At 36.4% G+C, this 23,273-nt stretch carries 26 protein-coding genes; 2 read left to right on the top strand and 24 right to left on the bottom strand.

The window, feature by feature from the left end:
• Positions 1 to 21: 21 nt before the first annotated feature.
• From CCON33237_RS04605 to CCON33237_RS04555, 11 genes are all read right to left on the bottom strand, one after another.
• On the bottom strand, positions 22 to 591 hold the full coding sequence (locus CCON33237_RS04605) for a hypothetical protein (protein ID WP_054196594.1): 570 nt from the start codon (positions 589 to 591) through the stop codon (positions 22 to 24).
• Positions 592 to 1,131: a molybdopterin adenylyltransferase gene (gene mog / locus CCON33237_RS04600; RefSeq protein ID WP_054196593.1), complete on the bottom strand. Its 540-nt coding sequence runs from the start codon at positions 1,129 to 1,131 to the stop codon at positions 592 to 594.
• Positions 1,132 to 1,142: 11 nt separating this feature from the next.
• Entirely contained in the window at positions 1,143 to 2,819 is a 1,677-nt protein-coding gene (locus tag CCON33237_RS04595) for an ATP-dependent metallopeptidase FtsH/Yme1/Tma family protein (protein ID WP_390622033.1), read from the bottom strand.
• Entirely contained in the window at positions 2,782 to 4,023 is a 1,242-nt protein-coding gene (gene mtaB / locus CCON33237_RS04590; protein ID WP_054196592.1) for a tRNA (N(6)-L-threonylcarbamoyladenosine(37)-C(2))-methylthiotransferase MtaB, read from the bottom strand. Before mtaB ends, CCON33237_RS04595 begins: the two co-directional genes overlap by 38 nt.
• On the bottom strand, positions 4,020 to 5,609 hold the full coding sequence (locus CCON33237_RS04585; protein ID WP_054196591.1) for a mechanosensitive ion channel domain-containing protein: 1,590 nt from the start codon (positions 5,607 to 5,609) through the stop codon (positions 4,020 to 4,022). Before CCON33237_RS04585 ends, mtaB begins: the two co-directional genes overlap by 4 nt.
• Positions 5,606 to 6,643 carry a 3-dehydroquinate synthase gene (gene aroB, locus CCON33237_RS04580; protein ID WP_054196590.1) on the bottom strand — a complete coding sequence of 346 codons (1,038 nt, stop codon included), beginning with the start codon at positions 6,641 to 6,643 and terminating at the stop codon, positions 5,606 to 5,608. The genes CCON33237_RS04585 and aroB overlap by 4 nt, the downstream gene beginning before the upstream one ends.
• A gap of 2 nt (positions 6,644 to 6,645) precedes the next feature.
• A complete protein-coding gene (locus CCON33237_RS04575) occupies positions 6,646 to 8,064 on the bottom strand; it encodes a COG3400 family protein (protein ID WP_054196589.1) in 1,419 nt (472 codons plus the stop codon).
• Positions 8,065 to 8,157: 93 nt separating this feature from the next.
• A complete protein-coding gene (locus CCON33237_RS04570) occupies positions 8,158 to 8,718 on the bottom strand; it encodes an ABC-type transport auxiliary lipoprotein family protein (RefSeq protein ID WP_054196588.1) in 561 nt (186 codons plus the stop codon).
• Positions 8,715 to 9,647 carry an MlaD family protein gene (locus CCON33237_RS04565; protein WP_054196587.1) on the bottom strand — a complete coding sequence of 311 codons (933 nt, stop codon included), beginning with the start codon at positions 9,645 to 9,647 and terminating at the stop codon, positions 8,715 to 8,717. The genes CCON33237_RS04570 and CCON33237_RS04565 overlap by 4 nt, the downstream gene beginning before the upstream one ends.
• Entirely contained in the window at positions 9,648 to 10,388 is a 741-nt protein-coding gene (locus CCON33237_RS04560) for an ABC transporter ATP-binding protein (protein WP_054196586.1), read from the bottom strand.
• Positions 10,385 to 11,491 carry an MlaE family ABC transporter permease gene (locus tag CCON33237_RS04555; protein WP_054196585.1) on the bottom strand — a complete coding sequence of 369 codons (1,107 nt, stop codon included), beginning with the start codon at positions 11,489 to 11,491 and terminating at the stop codon, positions 10,385 to 10,387. The genes CCON33237_RS04560 and CCON33237_RS04555 overlap by 4 nt, the downstream gene beginning before the upstream one ends.
• A gap of 79 nt (positions 11,492 to 11,570) precedes the next feature.
• On the opposite strand from CCON33237_RS04555, the gene tgt reads away from it, so the two are divergent.
• On the top strand, positions 11,571 to 12,701 hold the full coding sequence (gene tgt, locus CCON33237_RS04550; protein ID WP_054196584.1) for a tRNA guanosine(34) transglycosylase Tgt: 1,131 nt from the start codon (positions 11,571 to 11,573) through the stop codon (positions 12,699 to 12,701).
• Complete coding sequence (locus tag CCON33237_RS04545) at positions 12,691 to 13,389, top strand: CorA family divalent cation transporter (RefSeq protein WP_054197396.1); 699 nt, start codon at positions 12,691 to 12,693, stop codon at positions 13,387 to 13,389. Before tgt ends, CCON33237_RS04545 begins: the two co-directional genes overlap by 11 nt.
• A 162-nt stretch (positions 13,390 to 13,551) precedes the next feature.
• Here CCON33237_RS04545 and rplS read toward each other — a convergent pair whose 3' ends face one another.
• From rplS to CCON33237_RS04480, 13 genes are all read right to left on the bottom strand, one after another.
• On the bottom strand, positions 13,552 to 13,908 hold the full coding sequence (gene rplS, locus CCON33237_RS04540; protein WP_021090978.1) for a 50S ribosomal protein L19: 357 nt from the start codon (positions 13,906 to 13,908) through the stop codon (positions 13,552 to 13,554).
• Between the two features lie 8 nt (positions 13,909 to 13,916).
• Positions 13,917 to 14,609, bottom strand: coding sequence for a tRNA (guanosine(37)-N1)-methyltransferase TrmD (trmD, locus tag CCON33237_RS04535; RefSeq protein ID WP_054196583.1), 693 nt, complete (start codon positions 14,607 to 14,609; stop codon positions 13,917 to 13,919).
• Positions 14,606 to 15,136, bottom strand: coding sequence for a ribosome maturation factor RimM (gene rimM, locus CCON33237_RS04530; protein WP_054196582.1), 531 nt, complete (start codon positions 15,134 to 15,136; stop codon positions 14,606 to 14,608). The genes trmD and rimM overlap by 4 nt, the downstream gene beginning before the upstream one ends.
• Positions 15,129 to 15,371 carry a KH domain-containing protein gene (locus CCON33237_RS04525; protein WP_054196581.1) on the bottom strand — a complete coding sequence of 81 codons (243 nt, stop codon included), beginning with the start codon at positions 15,369 to 15,371 and terminating at the stop codon, positions 15,129 to 15,131. Before CCON33237_RS04525 ends, rimM begins: the two co-directional genes overlap by 8 nt.
• Entirely contained in the window at positions 15,371 to 15,598 is a 228-nt protein-coding gene (rpsP, locus tag CCON33237_RS04520) for a 30S ribosomal protein S16 (protein WP_009293992.1), read from the bottom strand. The genes CCON33237_RS04525 and rpsP overlap by 1 nt, the downstream gene beginning before the upstream one ends.
• A gap of 72 nt (positions 15,599 to 15,670) precedes the next feature.
• Positions 15,671 to 17,011 (bottom strand): signal recognition particle protein, encoded by a 1,341-nt coding sequence (gene ffh / locus CCON33237_RS04515; RefSeq protein ID WP_054196580.1) that lies wholly within the window; start codon positions 17,009 to 17,011, stop codon positions 15,671 to 15,673.
• A 62-nt stretch (positions 17,012 to 17,073) separates the two neighbouring features.
• A complete protein-coding gene (locus tag CCON33237_RS04510) occupies positions 17,074 to 17,832 on the bottom strand; it encodes an RluA family pseudouridine synthase (RefSeq protein ID WP_054196579.1) in 759 nt (252 codons plus the stop codon).
• Positions 17,829 to 18,965, bottom strand: a complete 1,137-nt coding sequence (waaA, locus tag CCON33237_RS04505; protein WP_054197395.1) for a lipid IV(A) 3-deoxy-D-manno-octulosonic acid transferase — start codon at positions 18,963 to 18,965, stop codon at positions 17,829 to 17,831. Before waaA ends, CCON33237_RS04510 begins: the two co-directional genes overlap by 4 nt.
• Positions 18,966 to 18,973: 8 nt before the next feature.
• On the bottom strand, positions 18,974 to 19,681 hold the full coding sequence (locus tag CCON33237_RS04500; protein ID WP_054196578.1) for a zinc ribbon domain-containing protein: 708 nt from the start codon (positions 19,679 to 19,681) through the stop codon (positions 18,974 to 18,976).
• Positions 19,682 to 19,698: 17 nt separating this feature from the next.
• The gene (locus CCON33237_RS04495; protein ID WP_054196577.1) at positions 19,699 to 20,421 is read right to left on the bottom strand and encodes a Nif3-like dinuclear metal center hexameric protein; all 723 of its coding nucleotides are present in this window, start codon (positions 20,419 to 20,421) and stop codon (positions 19,699 to 19,701) included.
• A gap of 6 nt (positions 20,422 to 20,427) precedes the next feature.
• Positions 20,428 to 21,288, bottom strand: coding sequence for a glycine--tRNA ligase subunit alpha (gene glyQ, locus CCON33237_RS04490; protein ID WP_054196576.1), 861 nt, complete (start codon positions 21,286 to 21,288; stop codon positions 20,428 to 20,430).
• Positions 21,289 to 21,306: 18 nt separating this feature from the next.
• Positions 21,307 to 22,845: an AbgT family transporter gene (locus tag CCON33237_RS04485; RefSeq protein WP_054196575.1), complete on the bottom strand. Its 1,539-nt coding sequence runs from the start codon at positions 22,843 to 22,845 to the stop codon at positions 21,307 to 21,309.
• A 5-nt stretch (positions 22,846 to 22,850) separates the two neighbouring features.
• The gene (locus CCON33237_RS04480; RefSeq protein WP_054196574.1) at positions 22,851 to 23,270 is read right to left on the bottom strand and encodes a GyrI-like domain-containing protein; all 420 of its coding nucleotides are present in this window, start codon (positions 23,268 to 23,270) and stop codon (positions 22,851 to 22,853) included.
• Positions 23,271 to 23,273: the final 3 nt, after the last annotated feature.

The raw sequence follows: 23,273 nt of genomic DNA, 5'->3' as shown, positions 1-23,273 counted from the left end.
CGCAAAATAATACATAAAATTTTACTCATTTTTACTAGCGATATATGTTTTTATATCAAATATAAGTAACATCAAAAGCGATGGCAGTATATAGGAGTTTAGCACTAAAAGCAGCGACTTTGTCAAATTTGACTTTATTAAAGTCTCTATGTCAAAGCTGCTGTTGTAGTTAAAAAAATATAGCAAGGCAAACTCGCTAACAAGAACTATGCGAGTGATCTTTAGCAAGATGTCATTTCCCAGTCTTGCAAATTTATCATCGACCACAAGCGACAAAGTGATCCAGCCAAGCAGCCAAATTGAGCAGGCTAAAGCATAAACAGTAATGCTTTCATCAAATTTTTCAAGTAGTAAAAATACCAAAGGTTGCAAAAATACAAGGCTAGCGATAAACCAAAGAAGTGAGCTAAAGGCTAGCAGGCAAACACAGCCAAAGATAGAAATGGCAGAGATAAAGCCAAAAACCTCTAACCCAAGATAGTAGGCCAGCGCATAGGATAAAAAAGAAAAAACAAGCCAAATTTTAATAACAAATCGCCACCTATTTGCAAAGGCAGTGGCTTTTAAATTTAGGCTATCTGTCAAACTCATTTACGAGATTTTCTTTTGTTTTGGGCGGAAAACTTTCATCACGTTTTCATCAGTCTCGATAAATGCACCCTCTATAAGATCGATGCAGTATGGTACCGCTGGAAATACCGGCTCTAAGCACTCTTTTATCGCCTTTGGCTGTCCTGGTAAATTTATGATGAGCGCATGGCCTCTTATGCCTGCTGTTTGGCGTGATAGGATCGCTGTTGGGACATATTTTAAGCTCGCAGCTCTCATTAGCTCGCCAAAGCCTGGCATCATCTTCTCGCAAACTGCCTCAGTAGCCTCTGGCGTAACGTCTCTCACCGCTGGTCCTGTACCGCCAGTAGTTAGCACAAGGTCGCAGCCAAGTACGTCCACCATGTACACAAGCCTCTCTTTTATCAGCTCAAACTCATCTGGTATAACCTCGTAAAAGTACTCACGCTCGCTCACTATCCAGCTATCAAGCACCTCTTTGATCGCTGGGCCCGATTTGTCCTCATATGTGCCTTCGCTTGCACGGTCAGAAAGGGTTAATATACCTATTTTTGCTTTCACTTTTTTCTCCTTTAATAGTTTTCGTTTAAAATTTTTGCTAGCGTCTCTTTATCCACGCTCTCGTAGGCCAGCAGATATGAGCTGATCTTTGCGATCTGCTCGTTTGTCCCCTTTAAAAATGACATAATCTCTTCTTTTGCTTGTTTTAAAATTTCTTCTACATCGTTTGGATTTGGCACAAAAGAGCTACCCATGCCGTACTCATAAACCATCTTTGATGCGATCTCTTTGGCTAAATTTAGATCATTGCTCGAGTTTGAAAAAATATCATTTTCGTCTATTTCAAGCTTACACATGCCAGCGATTAACACCTTTATACGAGAGATCATCTGTGATTTTGACTCGATCTCTTGCTCTGTTGCCATGAAGCGATCTTCTATAAGTGAAATCTTTTCAAATTTCACATCAAACCAGTAAGCACTAAGTGCCTTTGCACCTTGATAGACAGCTTGGATTTTTTTCTCACTTTCGCTGTAGCTTAGTACTTTTTTCTTACCAAGCAAGACCTTATTTAAAACAGCCTCAAAGTCTCTTATTTTTAGTACGCTCTCATTATTTCTTAGAGCATTTATCGCAGCTTCATTTACAAGTGTGCTAAGTGCCGCACCTGAAAAGCCAACGCTCATCCTAGCGATATCTTCGGCTGAAACATCGCATTTTTTATCTTTTAAATAGGTATTTAAAATAGCCACTCTGTCGTTAAAATCAGGCATCGAAAGAAAAATTCTCCTATCAAAACGACCCGATCTAAGTAGTGCCTCGTCGATCATTTCGATCCTATTTGTAGCAGCTATTACGATGACGCCAGAGTTGTCCTCAAAGCCATCCATCTCGGTTAGTAGCTGATTTAGAGTGGCTTCTCGCTCGTCGTTTCTAGTACCACCCCTGCTCTTTCCAACAGCATCTATCTCATCGATAAAGATAATAGACGGAGCATAAGACTTAGCTTTGCTAAAAAGCTCTCTTACTCTTTTTGCACCCATGCCAACATAAATTTGCACAAAACTAGCACCATTTTGATAGAAAAATGGTACATTTGCCTCGCCAGCAACCGCCTTTGCCACAAGCGTCTTACCAACGCCTGGAGGGCCTATCATTAGCACGCCTTTTGGCATTTTGATACCAAAATTTCTATATTTTTGTGGATTTTTTAGAAAATCAACTATCTCGCTAAGCTCGCTTTTAACCTCACTAATACCTGCCACATCGCTAAATCTCACATTTGAGATGACTGGCATAGTGTTTTGATTTAGCACGCTTTCTATCTCAAATGCACCCTCTTTTTTGCTAAGCAAGCTCTCCTCTTTTTTCCTGATACTTCTAAAGATATAAGCATACCAAAGCACAAAGCAGACAAAGATGATAAAACCCCAGATCATGCCAGGGGTGATGTATTGCTTAGTCTTTTCAACAGGCACTTTTTTAATAAGCTCTTTTAGATCGATGCCCTCTTTTATGATTGAAAAACGATTGTTTTGTGCATAAAGCACGACTTCATCATCATTGATTACAGCGCGGTCTATAAAATTTCCATCCATTAGCTGCATATATTGCGAATATGTGATATTTCGTGGCTCTTTGCTAACGGCAAATAACAGCACGCTGATTAATGCGATAGCTGCGATTATTAGGATATTTTTTTTATTAAATTTAAATTTTTGCATAATTGGCATCTGGCTTAACTTCATATTCGCTTACCTCCACCCACTCTTTTGTTATATCTTTTTGGCTTAAAATTTTAGCTTTGTTGTAAAACTGATCAAAACCTTCGTAAAATTCACCATTTTTTTGCTCGACTAAAATTTTCAAAGCTCCGTTATGTTTTTTTCTAAAATTTTCATTATTTTGCAAAGTAATGCCTTGTAAAATTTTTAGCCTATTTTTTGCCACATCGCCGCTAACATCGCTTTTTAGCGTAGCTGAGTGCGTATCACGCCTTGGTGAATATACAAAAGCGTGCAGATGTGTGATAGGAAATTTCTTAAAATTTTCCACAGCCTCTACCCAAATTTCATCACTCTCACCAGGATGACCCACGATGTAGTCCGTGCCAAGGGCAAAGCCAAGTGAGCTAAGCTCATTAAAAAGTTCCAAATCACTAAATGCGTCATTGCGTCTTCGCATGATCTTTAGCATCGCCTGACTCGTGTGCTGAAGTGCGATGTGCAAATGACGCTCCAGCCACTCTTCTTTTAAAATTTCTCTAAAGCTCTCATCTATCTGGCTTGGCTCAATACTTCCAAGTCTAATGCGCCTTATGCCAGAAATTTTACCTAAGTTTGCCAAAAGCTTACCAAGAGAGCTATTTGTATCTTTGCCATAACTGCCTATATTTGTGCCGGTTAGTACGAGCTCATTATAGCCGTTTTGAGCTAAAATTCTTGCCTCTTTTAATATCATAGCCTCATCCATGCTTCTAGCCTTACCGCGGACCGAAGGGATGATGCAGTAACTGCAACTAAAGTTGCAGCCTTCTTGAATCTTTATAAAAGCCTTTGTGTGATTTTCGTAATTTGTAACTATATTTTTATCGACTGAGTTTAAATTCCCAAGCTCAAAAAATGGCTTTTCTTGCTTTAAAAGTTCATTTAGATCGCTCTTTTTACTAGCTCCAAGTACGCCAAATATACCGCTATTAAATAGCTCTTTGCCCTTACTAACCGCGCCACATCCAGTCAGCACCACCTTTGCCCCGCGCCTTTTTACACCGTTTATGTAGTTTCTGACGCCGCTATCGGCAGAATTTGTGACTGTGCAAGAGTTTATCACGACAATATCAGCAGCATCTTCATCATTTGTGATCTCGTAGTCTTTGATGTAGCTTTTTAAAAGCTCGGTATCATAGATATTTGTACGACACCCAAATGTTTTAAAAAATATCTTTTGCATCAAATATTTTCGCTCTCTTGCTCACCGTGTGCGGTATGATCGCTTGGATTTTCTTTTTTACCTACAAACATGGTTTGCGTTGGATAAGCGATCTTTATATCATCTTGAGCCAAAAAAACCTCGATGATCTCAGCACTTATCGTGCTTCTAAGTGCCAACGTGGCATAGGAATTTGACATAAACCAGCATGAGATATTTATGCCATAAGGCTCAAAAAACGTATAAATTCTTGGCTCGACATTTGGATTTTTGATGCTGTACTGGCTTCTTAGTTTATTCATCTGGCGTTTCGCGATATCAGTGTAGCCTTTTGAGTATTTCTTAACGACATTTCTTGCTAAATACACAGCCTTTTTATGATTACTATCAAAGCTTATAACGATATCTATACCATCCCAAACGGTCTTCATACCATAATGAGCATAGTTTGCGATGAGGTCGGTAAAGATATAGTTATTTGGCACAAAGATAATTCTACCTGCACGGCGGTTTGTCTTATAAGTCGAGTAACTAACATCCTCAAAAACAGTCAGCCTAAGCAAAGAAATATCGATCACATCGCCTACAAATTCACTACCATCATGAAGCACCCTGATCCTGTCACCAACATGTATAGAGCCACCAAACATGATCACCATCCAGCCAAGCATACTCATAAACATATCTTTCATCGCAATGGCGATACCAGCTGAGGCAAAACCTAGCACGGTTACTAGATATGTGACGTTTTCGATATACGAAAAAAGTAAGATTATGATGATAATGGTGATATTTAAAACGTTTAAAAATTTATTGACCGTGTAAAATCTCTCATTATCGGTAATCGTTCTTTTAACGATAAATTTAGCGATAAATGTTAGTCCGATCGTTAAAAGAATGATGATAGCCGTATAGCCCATACTTAAAAACTGAGCTTTTATATCAGAGGTGGTTAAATTTATAGCCTCATCAGCTCTTTTTTCATAGACATTATAAGTTGTATCAGCGATCTGTTTTGCCGCTTTAAAGTCGCCTATTTCTTGTTTTACCAAGTTTAGGCTTTCTCTATTTTGCTCATTTTCTTCGATCAAATTTAGTCTATTTAGTAAATTTTCTTTTGTTTCAAGCTTTTCTAAAAGCGTATCAAGCTCTTTTATATGCCTTTGATACTCGATCTTATCGCTCTTTATCTTTTTGATATACGAAAAGCCAGATATAAGTGCAACAGGACTTGTTATCCTTGGTGGAGTATCCATTTCAGGAGCTGCTAGCATATTTGAAAATGGCGTTTTTTCATACTCTTTTAGTAAATTTATCTGCTCTTTTAGAGTTTGGATTCTCTTTATGATATCACTGCCTCTTCTTGAGCTTTTATCTAGCTTTTTTAGTTCATTTTCATTTTTTTCAAGCTCATCAATAAGCCTTTGATAAGTGTTATAGTTAGCATATCTTGTGATCCAGATATTGTTTTTTAGGGAGTTATCTAGATTTGAAATATCTTTTATAAGCTCATTATTTTGTAAATTTTGTGAGATATTTTGCTCAAGCGTAACGTTCTCCTCAGCGTAAAGGGCAAAGCAAAAAAGTATTAAAACTAGGATCTTTTTCATTTAAATTCTCTTAAAATTTTTAAAACGTCTTCTTTTTTGACGTCATTTTTGATGATCGCACTGCCGATTTTATCTGCAATGATGAAATTTATCTTATCATCTTTTGTCTTTTTATCCATAAAAAATGCCTCGTAAAATGCATATTCATTTTCTATTTTGTAGTTTACTGGAAGGCCAAATTTTACCAAAACCTGCCTGATCTCTTCGGCATCTACCTCGCTCATGAGACCTAGTTTTACGCTTAGGCGATTTGCCATATTCATACCTATCGCCACTGCTTCGCCGTGTAAAAATTCTTTATAATTTGTCTCATTTTCTATAACGTGAGCAAAGGTATGTCCGTAGTTTAGGATGGCTCTTAGCCCTTTTTCTTTCTCATCTTGTTCAACCACTTTTGCTTTTAAAATTACCGACTTTTCGACTAGCTTGGCTAAATTTTCATCATCTAAATTTACACTCTTTAACCAATCAAACATCTCTTTATCAAAAGTTATCGCCATTTTTAAAGCCTCAGCCACGCCAGCTGCAAATTCTCTCTTTGGCAATGTCTTTAAGAAATTTATCTCGCAAAAAACTGCCTTTGGCTGATAAAAAGAGCCTATTAAATTTTTACCAAATTTATTATTCACACCCGTTTTTCCGCCCACACTTGCATCAACTTGCGCTAGAAGCGTAGTTGGAATATTTATGAAGCTTATTCCTCTTTCATAGATGCTCGCCGCAAAGCCAGTCATATCGCTTATGACGCCACCACCAAAGGCGATTAGCGTAGATGAGCGATCAAATTTACTCACAAAAAGATGCTCTAAAATTTGCTCTACCGTTTCAAGGTTTTTATACTCTTCGCCGTCAGGCACACTTATGATAAATTTCTCATCACACTTCAAAACACTAAGTAGCTTTTCAAGATGAAGCCCCGCTACTTTAGCGTTTGTAACGATGCCAACTTTACCTTTTAGCTCTAGTCTCTCAAGCTCATTTATATAAATTTTATAGCTTGATGCTTTTTCTTTAAGATTTAAATTTATCTGCATTTTTACTCACTTACTGGCACAAAAAGCTGTGCATTTTGGCTTAGCTTCTTATAAAGTCTATTTAAATTTGTTGATAAAAAGGCAAATGCCCCACCATTTGCCACGCTTTTAGTAAACATCACAAAATGAAGCAGATCTTTTGTATTTTTTAGTTTTACAAGTGGATTTTTAAGATTGTGATTTTCTATCTTTATACGCTTAGAAAATAGCGCGCTAATGCTCTCAAAATGCTCTCTTAACGCCTCATCATCGCTATGCTTATTATCAAAATAGTAAAATTTCATCTCCAAATCAAGCTGTGCACAGCAGTCTGTTATCACGGCTGATTGATTCTCCACTTCTTGACTTTGATCGCCTAGTATAACGCCCTCTTTTATATTTGAGAGCAAAATTTTACCCGTTTTTAGCACTGGAAGTTTTAGCTCATAAAATAGCTTTTTAAATTTAAAAAAGTATTTATCATCGCTTAAGATTAGGCCGATGTCGTGCTTTAAAACATCATATTTTATAGATTTGTTATCACTATTAAAATAATCCATCAAAACAATGATATTTTTCTCTTTTATTGCTTTTAAAGTATCTAAATTTTCACCTAAAGTTGGATTTATCACTCTAAAAAAAAGGCGTTTATTATTTAGCTTTGAATGCAAATACAAGCTATCCTTTATGAGCTTGCTAACACGTTCTTTATCCATTGAGATCATGTCGATCAGCACATAGATATTGCTACCAAATGGACTTGGAAACTGTCCACTTTCACGCTTGATCGAGCGGTAAACATTTTGAAGCACATTTGGATCACCCACGATTAGTAATATATCGCTTGGCTGTATCATTACATTTGGCTTTGGCAAGATGATCTCGCTGCCTCGATATATGAGAGCTATTCGCCATTTTTTTTGAGCTACTGAGCTAATGTGACGATACATATAAGAGCTACCTATTGGCACCTTAACTTCCATGATCTCACCCTCACTAAGCCCGATATTATCGGCTAAAACCGGCAGATCTGGTAAATAGTCCATAAGCCTTGATGCTGCAATATCTCTGATATCAACCACGCTTAAGTGTTTATCGCTTGCAAATATTTCTTTGCATTTTTCATCAAGCTCCCACGAGCTCATAAAAACAGTCTCGGTCTTTGTGCTGATCTGTCTTAAATTTTCATAAACAGCAACCGCCTCATTTTTATCATCGCAAACTATACAAAACTGACTAAAATAGCCATCGCTCACGCTTTTTAGCTTTGAGAGGCTAGTTGGATCAAACTGGTGAAATGTAAAATTTTCATAATTTGATTTTTGGCTGTAATCCTCACTTGAAACAACGATATAGTGATGTAAATTTGATTTTGTTTCAAGCAGTCTGTTTAAAAAATTTCTTGCGAAAGTTCCATCTGCGATTATTAAAATTTTCTTCATCAATTCTCCGTATTTTAAAGCTCACATTATAACAAAAGGTCTTTAAAATAAGCTATTCTGGCTATAAATTTAAAAATTTACAGCCAAGAAAATTTAAGAGATTATTTCAGAGATTAGCGTATCTATTGCTAAATTTGTAGCCTTATTTATCGTATCAAAAATAGTACTTGAGCTTGGATCTGGACAAAAAATTTCTTTTGTAATCATGCCTGATTTTAGCGAGGCGTTTGCGTTAAATAGCTCGTAAGCTAGCGAAACTTCGGCTTTGTCGCCTCTTATTTGAAGTGAGATGATACTAACTTTTAGCCTAAGATCCTTTGCATTTGGTGAAAATATAGGCTTTGCAGCGCAGTTTGAGTAAAGCCCTTTTACGAGCGATTTATAGATCATCTCGCTTGGCTCTGATACAAATTTAGCGTCACTTAGGTATCTTATCTTGTTGTTTTCAGCGACGATTAGGATCTTTCTGGTATCAACCATATCAAGGGCGCTTACGTTTTCTATGAAGACATTTTTAAGCTCTTTTTGCTTATTTTCAGCCGAGCACTCTTTGTTTGAGTAGTGAATTTCATACATAGTTGCCACTGGCACGTCGGTCTTTAGCGAGCAGCCAAAAAATAAAAACGCAGCTGCTAAAAAGATTAAATTTCTCATTTTTTATCTCCTTTGTCATTTGGCACTGGATTTGTGAAGAAAAACTCGTAAGGATTATCTTCAAGTCTTTGGAGCGCACCCCTAAACTCACGAAGCGTCTTGTCAAATCCATTTAAAAACTCGCTAGCCTCTCTAAGTAGTGGTGAGAGCGTATTTCTAAGGTCATACTCGCCGTTTTTTACCTTTTGAGTGACGATATCTTGAAGAGAGCTATAGCCACTGACGGCTGAATTTGCTGAAACAAAAACTGAATTTGCACTAGCAATTAGCTTGTTTAAATTTTTAGCAAGCTCTTTTGTGTCGGTTTTGTTTAAGCTATCGGTGAAATTTTTTACATTTTTAACGATGCTATCAACCTCGCTTAGACCATTTTCATCGGTTAAAACCTGTGTAAATTTATCGATATTTCTTAGGATTGACTCGATGTGAGCGATATTTTCAGCCGAGAAAAAGCCATCAACTTTATCAAGGGTTTGATTTATCTTTAAAGTGATGTTTTCAGCGTTGTTTCCAAGCTTTGAAAGAAGGCTCTCTTCAAGCTTTAAAATAGGCTTATCACCTGGTTTAAAATCCTTCGTGCCTCGGCTTATATTTATACTAGCCACACCACTAATTGCCTGAACTTCGATACTTGCTATGCTATCAGCCTTTATAGGCAGATCTTCTCTTATCTTCATCGTGATGTTTATAAGAGCGTTTTTGTCATCGACAAAATTTATATCACTAACGCTTCCTGCTGGCACGCCGATAAATTTAACCGTAGAATCAACCTTTAGCCCACTTGGCAGCTCGCTCGTGTGGATGTAATACTCCTTAAAATCAACCTTTGTGTTATTTTTACTAGTCATCCACCAGATAAATATCGCAAAAGCTGTAAGGCAGGCTATGAAAAACATGCCAACAATGGTATAAGAATTTCTATTTTCCATCTACTTTTTCCTCATTTTAAATAGCTCTTCAAGCGGGTTGTTTTTAAGATATTCAAGCTCTTTTATATCTCCCTCAAAGGCTATTTTTTTGTTATCTATTATCAAAAATCTATCCAAAATATCAAAAATGCTATCGGCATCATGCGTCACCATAACGACGGTTACTCCGATGCTATCACGAAGCTCCTTTATGAGCGCGTCCATCTGACGCGAGCTAACAGGATCAAGGCCGCTGTTTGGCTCATCTAAAAATAGCACCCTTGGACTTAAAACCAAAGCTCTTGCTAGCGCAGCACGCTTTTTCATACCACCACTTAGCTCGCTTGGATAAAGCATCGAGACCTCTTTTTTGAGTCCGACTTTTTGTATCCAAAACATCGCTATCTCATCAATCTGACGTTTGTTAAATTTAGAGTACTCATGAAGCAAAACACCCACGTTATCAAGTATTGTCATTGAGCTATAAAGTGCTCCAAACTGAAACATCGTCCCACTTTTTAGCTTTATCTCTTGCTGCTCCTCTTGACTACTTTTCCACATATTAACACCGTCAAAAAATATATCGCCCTCGCTTGGCTTTTTTAGATATATCATCGTCTTCATAAGCGTCGTTTTACCAGCACCACTACCGCCTAAAAAGCCGTAAATCTCAGCCTCTTTAATGCTCCAGCTCACATTATCGTGCATTATCTTATCGCCATAACTTGTCGTTATATTTTTTCCAACTATTATCTCATTCATATTTTTAGCCACATAAAAATTATCGCGAAAAACGCGTCAAGCGCGATGACCCAAAATATCGCATTTACAACGCTAACAGTAGTCATTGCTCCAAGACTCTGAGCATTTTGACTAACGCCAAACCCCCTCATGCACCCAATGATCGCTATTACAGCACCAAAAAACGGCGCTTTTATCATGCCAACAGCAAAGTGCCTAAGCTCGACCATCTCACGAAATCTATTTAGATAGTCGCTAAAACTGATATCAAGTATAGTTTGGCAAATGATCATCTGCCCTAAAATGCTTATCCCGTCTGCTATAAAGATGATGACAGGCACGCAAAGCACCATGGCGATGATGCGTGGCAGCACCAAGAAGTTAAAGGGCTCAAAGCCCATCGTCTTCATCGCATCAATCTCTTCAGTTAGCTTCATAGCGCCAATTTGCGCGGTAAAACTTGAGGCTGACCTGCCTGCCACGACGATAGCAGCTATGAGTGGAGCCACTTCTCTAAGCGTCAGCATCCCCATGATCTCGACTATAAATATACTTGCCCCAAAACTTGCAAGCATAGCACTACCAAGATATGCGAGCACGACGCCTATCAAAAAAGCGGTGAGTGATACGATGAAAACGGCATTTACACCGCCATCTTTCATGTAGTTGCTAAATTCTCTAAACCTTAAATTTGTAGGATTAAATAAAATCCTAACGCTTTTTATCAAAAACTCGCCCAAAAACGAGCCAAACTCAAGCAAATTTACAAATCCCTCGCAAATTTTCTCTCCCAAGCGTGAGAAAAAATTTAGGCTATTGTGCGGTGGCATGTAGTTAAAATCGATCTTCTCGTCATTTAAAAGATCGCCCATCGCCTTTATCTTGGCGTCATTTGTGACGATCTCAAATTTCTTGCCATTTAGCGTGTTTTTTAAAAGGATCAAAACAGCGTAATCAATGCTCTTTAGCTCGCTAAAGTCAAATTTAACATTGCCGTTAAACTTTTGAATTTTTTTAAAAATGCTTTGTAAATTTTTAGCCTCTTTGTAGCTAAACTCGCCTGCAAATTTTATGGTCGCAGTACCGTTTGCTTCGGTAAAAACGATATCATTTCTCTTTTGCAAAAAGTTCCTTTGCCTTAAAATTTCTGGATTATATTATAAATTTTGTTAAAATAAAAAATCAAAAATTTTAAGGATTTAGATGAAATTTGAAGTTATAAAAAAAGATGGAAATGCAAGGCGTGGTATCCTAACAACTGCCCACAGCGTGATACAAACGCCAGTTTTCATGCCAGTTGGCACGGTTGGCGCGGTTAAAAGCTTAGACGCCTTTGATATGAGTGAAATTTTAGACGCAAAGATAATCTTAGCAAACACTTACCACATGTATCTGCGCCCTGGTAGCAAGGTCGTGCGCGAGTTTGGCGGACTTCATGGATTTTCTAAATTTGAGCGCTCGTTTTTAACAGATAGCGGCGGATTTCAGGCATTTTCGCTTAGATCAAACACCAAAAACGATGATTGCGGGATAAAATTTAAAAGCCATATCGACGGCAGTATGCACTACTTCACGCCAAGATCCGTCCTTGACACACAGTACGATCTAGGTAGCGACATTATGATGATACTTGATGATCTAGTCGCCTTGCCTGCTGAGCCAAAAAGGATCGATCTAAGCATAAAACGAACGATAAAATGGGCAAAAGAGGCGATTGATTATCATAAATTTATGCAGAGTAAAGGCGTTGGCTTAGAGCAAAATATCTTTGGCATCGTTCAAGGAGGCACTGATTATGAAGCACGTAAATTTTGCGCCGAAGCTTTAAATGAGCTGCCATTTGATGGCCTTGCGATAGGAGGGCTAAGCGTTGGCGAGAGCAATGAGGCGATGTATGACACTGTTGAGGCGGTTATGCCATTTATGGATGAGCTAAGGCCGCGTTATCTAATGGGCGTTGGTACGCCTGAAGATCTCGTGGAAAACGTGGAGCGAGGCGTTGATATGTTTGACTGCGTCATGCCAACAAGAAATGCAAGAAACGGCACGCTCTTTACTAGCTTTGGCAAGATAAATATAAAATCAGCCAAATTTATAAACGACCACGCGCCAATTGACCCGCAGTGTCAGTGCTATACCTGCAAACGCTACTCCAGAGGCTACTTAAATCACCTTTTTAAGGCAAGAGAGCTCACATTTTTTAGGCTAGTAAGCCTTCACAACCTGCACTACTATCTAAATTTAATGAAAGAGATGAGAGAGGCAATAGAAAGAGGCGAATTTGCTAAATTTAAGAAAAATTTTTATGCTAAAAGGGCAAAAAATGAGCTATAAAAGTTCAGTTTGTGGATATTTCTATGGCGATGAATACGACTATATTTTGCTTGTTTCTTTCACACAAAAGCAAAGCTATAAATTTTTATTTAAAAATGGCAAAATTTATAAAGAAGATTTTGATCACGAATGCGATAAAAACGAGTTTGAAGCGGCTCTTAAAAAACTATGTAATGAATATGCAAACAAAATTTTAGAACATCAAGATGAGCTAAACGAGTATGAAAAAATTTATGCTAGTCGAAAAAACTTTAATCAATTTATCAAAAGACACCACTTTCTAAAATATGAGATTAGAAAATTTCAAAACAAGATATCTCACTTTTATGAGACACTTTCGATTTGTCAAAGCGAGCAACAAAATTTAAAAAAAGAGCTTAAAAATAGTACTCATGAGGCAAATGTTTTTAGAACAATGGCTAATGAATATGCCTGTAGAATCGATGATATTTATACATTTATACAAAGTATAAAAAACGACAAAATCAATCAAAACATTTACATTTTAACAATGATATCGGCTGTAATGCTACCACTAAATCTGATAACTGGTTTTTTTGGTATGAATACACAAGGCTTGCCATTTAATGAAACTAAAAATGCTACCATGATAGTTGTATCAATAATGCTTGGAGTAATTCTTTGTTGTGTTATTTTTTTATTTTGGTATACAAATAAGAAGAAGTAGAAAATAAATAAATTTAGTATATATTTTAAATTTTTATAGACTAGCGGTAAAAACAATAAAAATAAATAGATATTTTAATATTAAAAAACAAAAAAAATTAAAAAAATTAAATTTAAAAAGAAGATTAAAAGTCCTGAATAGACTTCAGGACAGATAGTAGAATTATTTTCTAAGTTCGCGGATTTTAGCAGCTTTACCACGAAGGTCACGTAGATAGAATAATTTAGCTCTTCTAACACGACCTTTTCTAAGAACCTTTATCTCTTCAATTGAGTCACTAAAGATTGGAAAAATTCTCTCAACACCGACACTATTAGCACCAATTTTTCTGATAATAAATGTTTCGCCAGTACCGCTACCGCGTCTAGCTATACAAATACCTTCAAAATTTTGAATTCTTGTTTTGTCGCCCTCATGAATACGAGTAGCCACACGCAATGTATCACCTGCACGGAAGTCAGGGATATTCTTACTAGCAATTTGTGCATTTTCAAACGCTTCAATGTATTTATTTCTCATGTTTTTCCTTATTTATGTGGCTTTAGCTTTTGATATAAATCAGGGCGAAAGTACCTTGTTTTGCAGTGAGCCATCTTGTTTTTTAAGTTGTGGATTCTAGCATGATTACCCTTTAAAAACTCTGAAACTACAAAGAGAGATTTAAAATTATCAGGTTTTGTAAAAGATGGAGCTTCAAGCAAATTATCCTCAAAACTCTCCACTTCAAGACTCATATCATTTCCTAAAATCCCAGGAATATTTCTTGATATAGCGTCGCTCATACAAAGTGCGGGTAGCTCACCGCCAGTTAAAATAAAATCACCTATACAAAAAACTTCATCTGCCCAAAGCTCAACAACTCGTTCATCAAGGCCTTCATATCTACTACAAACAAAACAAATGTGATCTTTTTTAGAAAGCCTCTTTGCATCATTTTGATTAAATTTTTTACCAGCTGGCGTTAAAAATATCACATGAGCATTTTTATCTTTTTCTTTTAGAAATTTGATCGACTCATCCAAAGGCTGTGGAAACATCAAAAGCCCTGCTCCACCTCCTATCATATAATTATCGACTTTATTATGCTTATCTTTGGTAAAATTCCTTGGATTTATAAAATCAATTTCGATAAATTTATTACCAATTGCACGTTTTAAAATAGAATCACTAAAATAAGGTTTAACTAAATTTTCAAAAAGTGTAATAAATGTAAATTTCATGAATTTTCTAAAATAGCTATAGCACCTTTTACCAAAATCTCTTCATTATCTAAATTTACACTTATAATAAAATGCTCTAAATATGGAATGTAAAAATTCTTTGGATTGCCGCTCATAATAAGCTTTTCATCTGTTTTTATGCATAAAAGTGAATTTGCAAAATTATCTTGGATATCTTCTACAATACCCAAAATTTCACCATTTTCTATAACTTTTAAGCCAATAATATCAAACTGAAAAAATTCATTTTTTTTTAATTTGCAGTTTTTTCTAGTGAGTTCTTTTGTGGTGTAGATAGTTTTATTTACAAGTGTCTTAGCAAGGTCTAAGTCATCAAAATTTTCAAACAAAACCAGCTCTTTTTGTCTGTTATAGTCTTTTATAGTGAGCTGATCATTGTTTTTGTCAAAAAAGGTTGCACCTTTTTTAAATTGCTCTGGGAAGTCGCTCTTGTTGTGAAGTTTTAAATAACCCCTTAAACCAACACATCTTCCGATAGTAGCGACTTCAACAATATCACTATTCAATAGCTTTTACCGTTACCCTATAGCTTGTATTATCTTTGGCTTTGCAACCAATAATAACGGTCTTTATAGCATTTATCATTTTACCGTCTTTACCGATAAGTTTTCCAGTATCAATCTTATCAGCATTTATGATAATTTCAACAAAATTTTCACCAAGCTCTTGACGCTCAATAGTCACCTTTTCAGGAAAATCAGCTATCAGCTTGGCGTATTCGTATAAAAAATTTTCAACCATTATTTTGTAATTTGTGCAACTCTGTCACTAAGTTTAGCACCGACGCTTTTCCAGTAGTCTAATCTCTCTTTGTTGAAATTTATAACATTTGGCTCAACCATAGGGTTGTAATAACCAATGCTCTCTATCCAACCGCTGTCGCGTCTTTTTCTGCTATCTGTAACAACTATACGATAAAAAGGTCTTTTTTTGCGTCCCATTCTTGTTAGTCTTACTACTGTTGCCATATTATATTTCTCCTCTTGTTTTTAAATAAAGCTTAAATTTAGATAACAAATATCCAAATTTAAACCCTTTTATCAAACAGGTCTTTTTAAATTTGCTTGAGAAAGCATATTTGCAAGTCCTTTTGCTCCACCTTTTCCTGAAAATTTCTTAGCAAGTTTTGAGGCATTTTCAAACTGCTTTAAAAATCGATTTACCTCTATCTGAGAAAGTCCGGAACCAGCCGCTAAACGTCTTTTTCTACTATTATTCAAAAGTTCAGGATTTTCACGCTCTTTTTGCGTCATAGAGTTTATCATAGCCTTAATATGTAAAATTTCTTTTGAATTATCAAGATCTATATCTTTTATCTGATTTGCTATGTTTGAAAGCCCAGGTATCATCCCCATCAAAGACTTCATACTGCCAAGCTTTTTAACACTTTCCATTTGATCTAAAAAGTCATTAAAGTTAAACTGACCTTTTTTTATCTTTTGATTTAGACGTTTTGCCTCTTTTTCATCAATAATAGTCGATGTCTTCTCGACCAAAGTAGCTAGGTCGCCCTCACCCATTATACGGCTTACGATACGGTCTGGTATAAAGCTCTCGATATCGGCTACTTTCTCGCCAATACCGACAAATCTAAGTGGAATATTTAGCTGTTTAGCGATACTGATAGCTACGCCGCCCTTTGAGTCAGAGTCAAATTTAGAAAGGATAACTCCAGAAATTCCTAAAATTTCATTAAAACTTGTAGCTGTTTTTACAGCATCTTGTCCGCTCATAGCGTCAGCTACATAGAAAATTTCATATGGATTTATAGCATTTTTTACATCTTTTATCTCTTGCATCAACTTTTCATCGATCGCAAGACGACCAGCGGTATCCACCAAAAGCACATCATAAAGGCCACTTTTTGCTTTTTCTAGTGCTTCTTTTGCTACTTTTATAGGATTATTTTCATTTTCTATAAAGAAAAGATCGATCTCATTTGCAACGCAGAGCTGTCTTAGCTGCTCAACTGCTGCTAATCTTTGCAAGTCACAAGCCGCAACTAAAACTTTTTTCTTTCTTAATTTTAGATAGTTTGCAAGCTTGATAGTTGTCGTTGTTTTACCACTACCTTGCAAACCAGCCATCAAAACAATGGTCGGTGCAACTGGTGCATAGACAAAGCCTTGATTGCCAGGAGCTGTTAAGATAGTCGTTAAATTTGACTTGATCGCATCCAAGAAATTCTTTTGGCCAACGCCAGTTTGCTTTAGTTCGCTTTCGATAGATGTGAGTAGGTCTTTGGTGACTTTGTGGTGAACATCGGCTTTTAAAAGAGCTTTTTTAAGCACGTCAAGTGCGTTTTTTAGAGCTTTTTCGTCATCTACAAAACGTATCTTGCTAACGGCTAATCTAAAAGACTCGCTAATTTGTTCGAACACTAATCACCTTTCTAAGTTGTTATTAAAGGGCGTATATTACTAAATAATTTCTTTATTGCTCTTTAAATTTCAAATTTATTAGATAGCTCAAATCCAAGAGCATTAAATTCTCTTGGGATCGGCGCTTTAAATTTATAGTTTAAAAGAGCAATAGAATAGGCATGCAAAAACATTCTATTTGCCCTATTTTTGCCGTATTTCTCATCGCCAACGATAGGTAAATTTAAGCTAGCCAAATGCACTCTTATCTGGTGCGTTCTGCCTGTTTTTATGGCAACTTTTACCAGCGTTTTTTTGCCAACAACCATGAGAGGTGAAATTTCACTGATCGCCTCTTTGCCATCTTTTGATATCTTTGAAATGGCGCCATTTTTATTTTTAATCGTTAAGATTGGCTCATTTACGACCACTTCTTCGCTCATGATGCCCCTAACTGCGGCCACGTAAATTTTCTCAACCTTCATCTTTTTAAATTCATTTATGGCAAGTGCTGCGAATTCATCATTTTTTACAAGAAGCAACACGCCGCTTGTGTCCTTATCGAGCCTGTGAAGGAGTGGAAATTTATAAATTTGACTAATTTTTTCACTAGTTATGGCAGCTGGCTTACTGATTGCTATTAAATTTTCATCTTCAAAAATAATGCTTGGCTTTGGCATCTCTTCGACGCTAAATTTGGTATTTTCACTCATTAGTGCTCGAGCTATCATCACTTTTTGGCCTTTAGCATAGACTAGACCGCTATCTATTAGCTCCTTTGCCTCGTTGTTTGAGATATTTTTTTGTTTGGCTAAAATTTTATACGCTTTTTCTTCGCTCATAAAGTGCTCCTTATATCTTCTATGATCGCATCAGTACTTGCTTGCACGGCGATCTTGCTCTTTTTAGCATCACTATCTATTATGCCACTGATCTCGCTTGCTTTTGCAATATAGATGTTTTCAACTAGGCTAAATAACACCTTTTGGTTAAATATAAACTCGCCACTTATTATCACTGGGTTAAATTGTGCGCACTCGATTGGATTATGCCCACCGATATTTGGCGCAAAACTGCCTCCAAGCACGACTATATCGCTAATAGCATAGACATTTACAAGCTCACCTAAAGTGTCAAGCAAATTTACTTTAGCTTCAAATTTATACGTTTGACTAAATTTCGCAAAGCTAAAGTCATGCTTTTTAGCATAGTCGCCTGCTATCTTCTCAACCTCTGCGAACCTCTCAGGATGGCGTGGTGCGATGATTAAAAGATCATTTTCTTTTAAATTTAAATTTTGCAAAATCATCTCTTCTTCGCCCAAATGCGTGCTTGCCAGCACGATCACTCTAGCTTTTGGCTTTTCATAAATTTTACTCACGCTTGGCAAAAACGCAGCCTTTATGTTGCCAACGACCTCTATTTCATCTGCACCAAGCGACTTTAGCCTCTCTTTATCAAGCTCACTTTGAGCGTAAATTTTATCTATGAATTTAAAAAGATATCTGTAAAAAAAGCCAAATTTTAAGTAGCTTTTGTAGCTTCTATCTGAAATTCTAGCGTTTATCAGTATCACGCGGCTGCCTTTTAGCTTTGCCATGAAAACTAGCATAAGCCAAAGCTCAGCCTCAAAAATTACTAAAATTTTGCTCTTTTTTAGCCAAAATGGCAAGAAAATTTCAAACGGTAAAAATCTCGTGTTAGAGCAAATTTTACTTGCCGCTTCAAAGCCTGTATTTGTCACCACACTTATAGCTTTACTATCAAATTTTTGCATCAAAGGCTTGAGTGCTTGCACCTCGCCAAATGAGCAAGCGTGAAAATGTACATCTGCATCTTGAAATTTTGGATTATTAAAGAGGAAAAAACGTGCTGGAATCGACTTGTGATACTTTTTTTTAAAACTTAAAAAAAATAAAAAGATAGCCCCAAAGAGATAGAGTATTGAGGCTAGAAAGTAATATATTATTATCACGAAATGTGTTATTGCTCTTGTTTGTATAAAATTCTGCCACAATGCGGACATGTAACGATATCTTCGCCCTTGATAACAGCAGAGAAAGTTTTGTCGTTTATCTGCATAAAGCAACCATAACAAGCTTGTTTTTTTACAGGAACAACAGCCGTATTATGAGCCCATTTTCTAATTTTTTCATAAAATGCGAGAATTTTTTGATTCATAGTGGCGATAAGCTTGTCTTTTTTAGCATAAACTTCTTCACGTTCTTTCCCGATATTTTCAAGTTCAGATGAAGTTTTGCTTTTTATATTTTTTAAATTCTCTTCAAGTTCAGCTTTTTTTGCACCAAGCTCATCTTTTTGACTATTTTTACTATCTATTAGCTTCTCAAGTCTAGCAATCTCTTCATTTGCAGCCTCAAGTTGCTCTTTTGCAATATCTTCTTCAAGACTTAGAGCTTTTATCTCCTTTTCACTTTTTGCACTTGAGCTTTTTTTGGCTACATCTTTTATCTTTGCACTAAACTCGGCAATATGAGCATTTGTGCCTGATTTTTGAGATTTTAGGTCATTTACCTCTTCATCTAGTCTTTCTATATTAACCGTTATGGTTTCGCACTCTTCTTCTATATTTTTATAAGCCTTTTCTATGTCTTGAATGCGTGGTATAAAGCCATCTATTTGTTTATCAAGATCAGATAATTCAACTAATTGTTGTAAGTATTTATTCATAATGTTTCCTTTTTTTGTTAGCAATATGTAAATGGATTTTTAGAATTGCGTATTATAACTTCAATTTTTAGATTTTGCAAATATTTTGCTAAAAAATCACCAAAATAACGTTCACTTTCATAGTGATTTATATCGATTAAATTTAGCCCGTTTTCCTTTGCATAAAGAGCTTGGTGATACTTTAGATCGCCTGTCAAAAAGGTATCTGCTTTGACTTCTTGTATGAGATCTGCGCCGCTTCCAGTGCAGATACAAATTTTAAAAATTTCATCTTTTGCATGAACTACTCTTAAATTTTCTAGCCCAAGTTTTTCTTTTACAAATTCACAAAGCTCGCTAAATTTCATCTTCACATCAGCATAGATCAAAAAACCCTCTTTGCTTGAAATTTCTAGCCCCAAAACCTGCGTTACAAATTTTTCATTTAAAAATGCAAGGTCAGCATTTGTGTGAAGCGAGATGAGCGAGATATCTTTTATCATCATCTCTCTTATGAGTGAGCTTGGATAAAGGCTGTAGTCCAGGCTCTTTAGCCCCTTAAAAATGAGTGGATGGTGAGTGATAATGAGCGAATTTGGCAATACACTTTGCAAAAGTTTGCTATCTAAATCAAGACTTAGATAAATTCGCTCAAATTCGCTATCAAATGAGCCAACTTGTAGGCCACTATTGTCCCAGGACTCTTGGCTCGCAAACGGGCAAATTTCATCTAAAATTTTATAAATTTCAGCTATTTTCATAAAATTTTACTTTTGCTCTAGGCTCTCTTTATAAGTTAGCGCACACTCTTTTGCAAGCTCTCGAATTTTTAGGATATAGTCTTGCCTTTGCGTTACGCTGATCGCTCCGCGCGCGTCAAGGACGTTAAACGTATGCGCCGCAAGCATGCAATAATCATACGCTGGCAGTGAAATTTTAGCCTCTAAGCAGCGTTTGCACTCGTTAAATGCATTTTCAAACTGGTTAAAAAGCATATCAACATTTGCCACTTCAAAGTTATATTTACTCCACTCGTACTCGCCTTGCTTATGCACATCGGCGTATGTTACGATGCTTCCATCCCTGTCATCCCAAACGATGTCGTAGACACTATTTACGTCTTGGAGATACATGGCCAAACGTTCAAGGCCGTATGTTATCTCACCAGAGATCAGCTCGCATGCGATGCCACCCACTTGTTGAAAATACGTAAACTGCGTCACTTCCATACCATCTAGCCAGACCTCCCAGCCAAGTCCCCAAGCACCAAGCGTCGGACTCTCCCAGTTATCCTCGACGAAGCGGATGTCGTGATTTTTCAAATTTAACCCAAGCTTTTCAAGACTTTTTAGATAAAGCTCTTGGATATTTTCTGGACTTGGTTTTATGAGTACTTGAAACTGATAATAAGCGCCTAGGCGGTTTGGATTTTCACCGTATCTGCCATCAGTCGGACGGCGGCTTGGAGCTACGTATGCAGTAGCCCACGGCTTTGGTCCGAGGCTTCTTAAAAAAGTCGCTTGATGATAAGTACCAGCACCAGCAGGCATATCGTATGGCTGAAGTATAACGCAACCTTGCTTTTGCCAATAGTTTTGAAGGGTTAATATTATTTGTGAAAATGTCATTGCTTTCCTTTTAAAATTTTACTTTACATAGTGTATAACTGCACCAGGTCCTAGCGGTAGATCAAAAATGTACCAAAATGACATTAATGCTGTCCAAGAAATTAAAAATGCAACCGTATAAGGAAGCATAATAGAAACTACTGATCCGATTTTTAACTCTTTATTGTATTTTTGCATAAAAGCTACTATCAAAACAAAAAATGGCATCAAAGGCGTTATGATATTTGTAGTAGAGTCGCCTATTCTAAAAGCAGCCTGTGTAAGCTCTGGTGAGAGTCCAAGATTCATAAACATTGGTACAAAAATTGGAGCCATCATAGCCCACTTTGCAGAATCAACAGCTATAAATAAATTTATAAAAGCGATCAAGAAAATAAAAACTATAATAAGGCTAAGTCCAGTCAATCCAATCTCTTTTAGAAAAATAGAACCTTTTATAGAAAGCACTAGCCCAATATTTGAGGTATTAAAAAGATATGTAAATTGGGCTGCAAAAAATATCAAAACCAAAAATCCTGATAGCTCAGAAATAGATTGCTCCATAAATTTTATGGCGTCATTACTGCTTTTTATACTCCTAGCACCTACACCGTAAGCGACACCTACCACTATAAAAAGTAACATCATAAAAACAACAATAGAATGCATAAAAGTAGATTTCATAAAGCTTTCATTGCCTTTTGCTCCAAATAAAGAGCCTGAAGGTAAAATAGCCACAAGCAGTAAAATCACAAAAACAATCAATGCTATTAGCGAAAATTTTAAGCCACGTTTTTGCTCTGCACTTATCTCGCTATGCTCTTGTAAGCTAAAATCACCCAAAAAATCAAATTTTCCAAGCCTAGGCTCTACGATTTTATCCGTTACAAACCAGCCAACAAATACGATCAAAAATGTCGAAGCGATCATAAAATACCAATTTGCAGTTGCTAGTACCACATAATCCGGATTTAACACGCTAGCTGCTTGCATAGAAAATGCTGCAAACATAGGGTCATTTGTACCGATTAATAAATTTGCCGACCAGCCGCCGCTAACACCAGCAAAAGCAGCAGCTAATCCAGCAATTGGATGGCGACCAAATCCAGCAAATAAAATAGCTCCGAGCGGGATTAGTACAACATAGCCAACTGAGGAAGCAACATTTGACATTACACCAAGAAAAATAACGATTGGGGTTACCCATATTTTGGAAGATTTTAAGGCAATCTTTGTCATAAGTGCTGATAAAAGTCCAGACTTGTCTGCAATACCAATACCTAGAATAATCGCAAAGACTACTCCCAAAGGATAAAAATTAGTAAAATTCTTAAGCACAGACGAAACAAAAGATCTAAGACTATCAGCAGAAAGCAAATTTATAACATTTGCATTAAGCTGTGATATTTGTCCATCTTTGATAGCCTGATAGCTTACGCCAACGCCCATTTTTTCTAACACAAATGATACTATTATCGTAATAATCGAAAGATATATAAAAAGCATAGTTGGATTTGGCAATTTGTTACCAAAATTTTCAATAAAACTTAAGATTGAACTATTATTTTTTTTATTCATTTTACCTAACCTAAAATAGATATAAAAATTTTTATCTCGTCGCTACCGTAAAGCTCAAAGTCCGTTTCATAGGCTCTTTTTAGCTCACTACTTTCAAAATATTTCCAAATTTCACCCCAAAATTTTGCTACATTTTGCGGCTCTCTTACAAAACTAAAAACGGCGTATTTGCCACTTTTTATCTCTAGAATTTCATCACTTTTATGGCTTGATCTTGTGCCGATGAAGTTATCGTAATGTCCATCAAAATCGCTTTCGTAGTTGCAGTAAACGCTATAAATTTCACTCTTGCCATCATAGTGCTCACTCATAAATTTAGACCATAGAGCTGGAATTTTACCCTTGCCACCTATCTCATCTTCATTTTTAGTGCGAGTTTTTGCTCCGTAAATTTCAAAGCTATCCTCTAAATTTATAATCTTCATAAA

Source organism: Campylobacter concisus (assembly GCF_001298465.1).
Lineage (GTDB): Bacteria > Campylobacterota > Campylobacteria > Campylobacterales > Campylobacteraceae > Campylobacter_A > Campylobacter_A concisus.
The sequence above is the reverse complement of the archived record's forward strand: the minus strand, read 5'-3'. Positions and strand labels throughout refer to the sequence as shown.

Excerpts from the sequence above, each read along its gene's own strand:
- CCON33237_RS04595 (WP_390622033.1), bottom strand. The coding sequence starts at position 2,819 with ATGAAGTTAAGCCAGATGCCAATTATGCAAAAATTTAAATTTAATAAA.
- trmD (WP_054196583.1), bottom strand. The coding sequence starts at position 14,609 with ATGAAATTTACATTTATTACACTTTTTGAAAATTTAGTTAAACCTTAT.
- CCON33237_RS04565 (WP_054196587.1), bottom strand. The coding sequence starts at position 9,647 with ATGGAAAATAGAAATTCTTATACCATTGTTGGCATGTTTTTCATAGCC.
- CCON33237_RS04480 (WP_054196574.1), bottom strand. The coding sequence starts at position 23,270 with ATGAAGATTATAAATTTAGAGGATAGCTTTGAAATTTACGGAGCAAAA.
- CCON33237_RS04525 (WP_054196581.1), bottom strand. The coding sequence starts at position 15,371 with ATGGTTGAAAATTTTTTATACGAATACGCCAAGCTGATAGCTGATTTT.
- CCON33237_RS04510 (WP_054196579.1), bottom strand. The coding sequence starts at position 17,832 with ATGAGCGAAGAAAAAGCGTATAAAATTTTAGCCAAACAAAAAAATATC.
- CCON33237_RS04500 (WP_054196578.1), bottom strand. The coding sequence starts at position 19,681 with ATGAATAAATACTTACAACAATTAGTTGAATTATCTGATCTTGATAAA.
- CCON33237_RS04575 (WP_054196589.1), bottom strand. The coding sequence starts at position 8,064 with ATGAAGAAAATTTTAATAATCGCAGATGGAACTTTCGCAAGAAATTTT.
- CCON33237_RS04570 (WP_054196588.1), bottom strand. The coding sequence starts at position 8,718 with ATGAGAAATTTAATCTTTTTAGCAGCTGCGTTTTTATTTTTTGGCTGC.
- rplS (WP_021090978.1), bottom strand. The coding sequence starts at position 13,908 with ATGAGAAATAAATACATTGAAGCGTTTGAAAATGCACAAATTGCTAGT.
- CCON33237_RS04585 (WP_054196591.1), bottom strand. The coding sequence starts at position 5,609 with ATGAAAAAGATCCTAGTTTTAATACTTTTTTGCTTTGCCCTTTACGCT.
- CCON33237_RS04495 (WP_054196577.1), bottom strand. The coding sequence starts at position 20,421 with ATGAAAATAGCTGAAATTTATAAAATTTTAGATGAAATTTGCCCGTTT.
- CCON33237_RS04560 (WP_054196586.1), bottom strand. The coding sequence starts at position 10,388 with ATGAATGAGATAATAGTTGGAAAAAATATAACGACAAGTTATGGCGAT.
- CCON33237_RS04605 (WP_054196594.1), bottom strand. The coding sequence starts at position 591 with ATGAGTTTGACAGATAGCCTAAATTTAAAAGCCACTGCCTTTGCAAAT.
- CCON33237_RS04485 (WP_054196575.1), bottom strand. The coding sequence starts at position 22,845 with ATGAATAAAAAAAATAATAGTTCAATCTTAAGTTTTATTGAAAATTTT.
- rpsP (WP_009293992.1), bottom strand. The coding sequence starts at position 15,598 with ATGGCAACAGTAGTAAGACTAACAAGAATGGGACGCAAAAAAAGACCT.
- aroB (WP_054196590.1), bottom strand. The coding sequence starts at position 6,643 with ATGCAGATAAATTTAAATCTTAAAGAAAAAGCATCAAGCTATAAAATT.
- CCON33237_RS04545 (WP_054197396.1), top strand. The coding sequence starts at position 12,691 with ATGAGCTATAAAAGTTCAGTTTGTGGATATTTCTATGGCGATGAATAC.
- glyQ (WP_054196576.1), bottom strand. The coding sequence starts at position 21,288 with ATGACATTTTCACAAATAATATTAACCCTTCAAAACTATTGGCAAAAG.
- tgt (WP_054196584.1), top strand. The coding sequence starts at position 11,571 with ATGAAATTTGAAGTTATAAAAAAAGATGGAAATGCAAGGCGTGGTATC.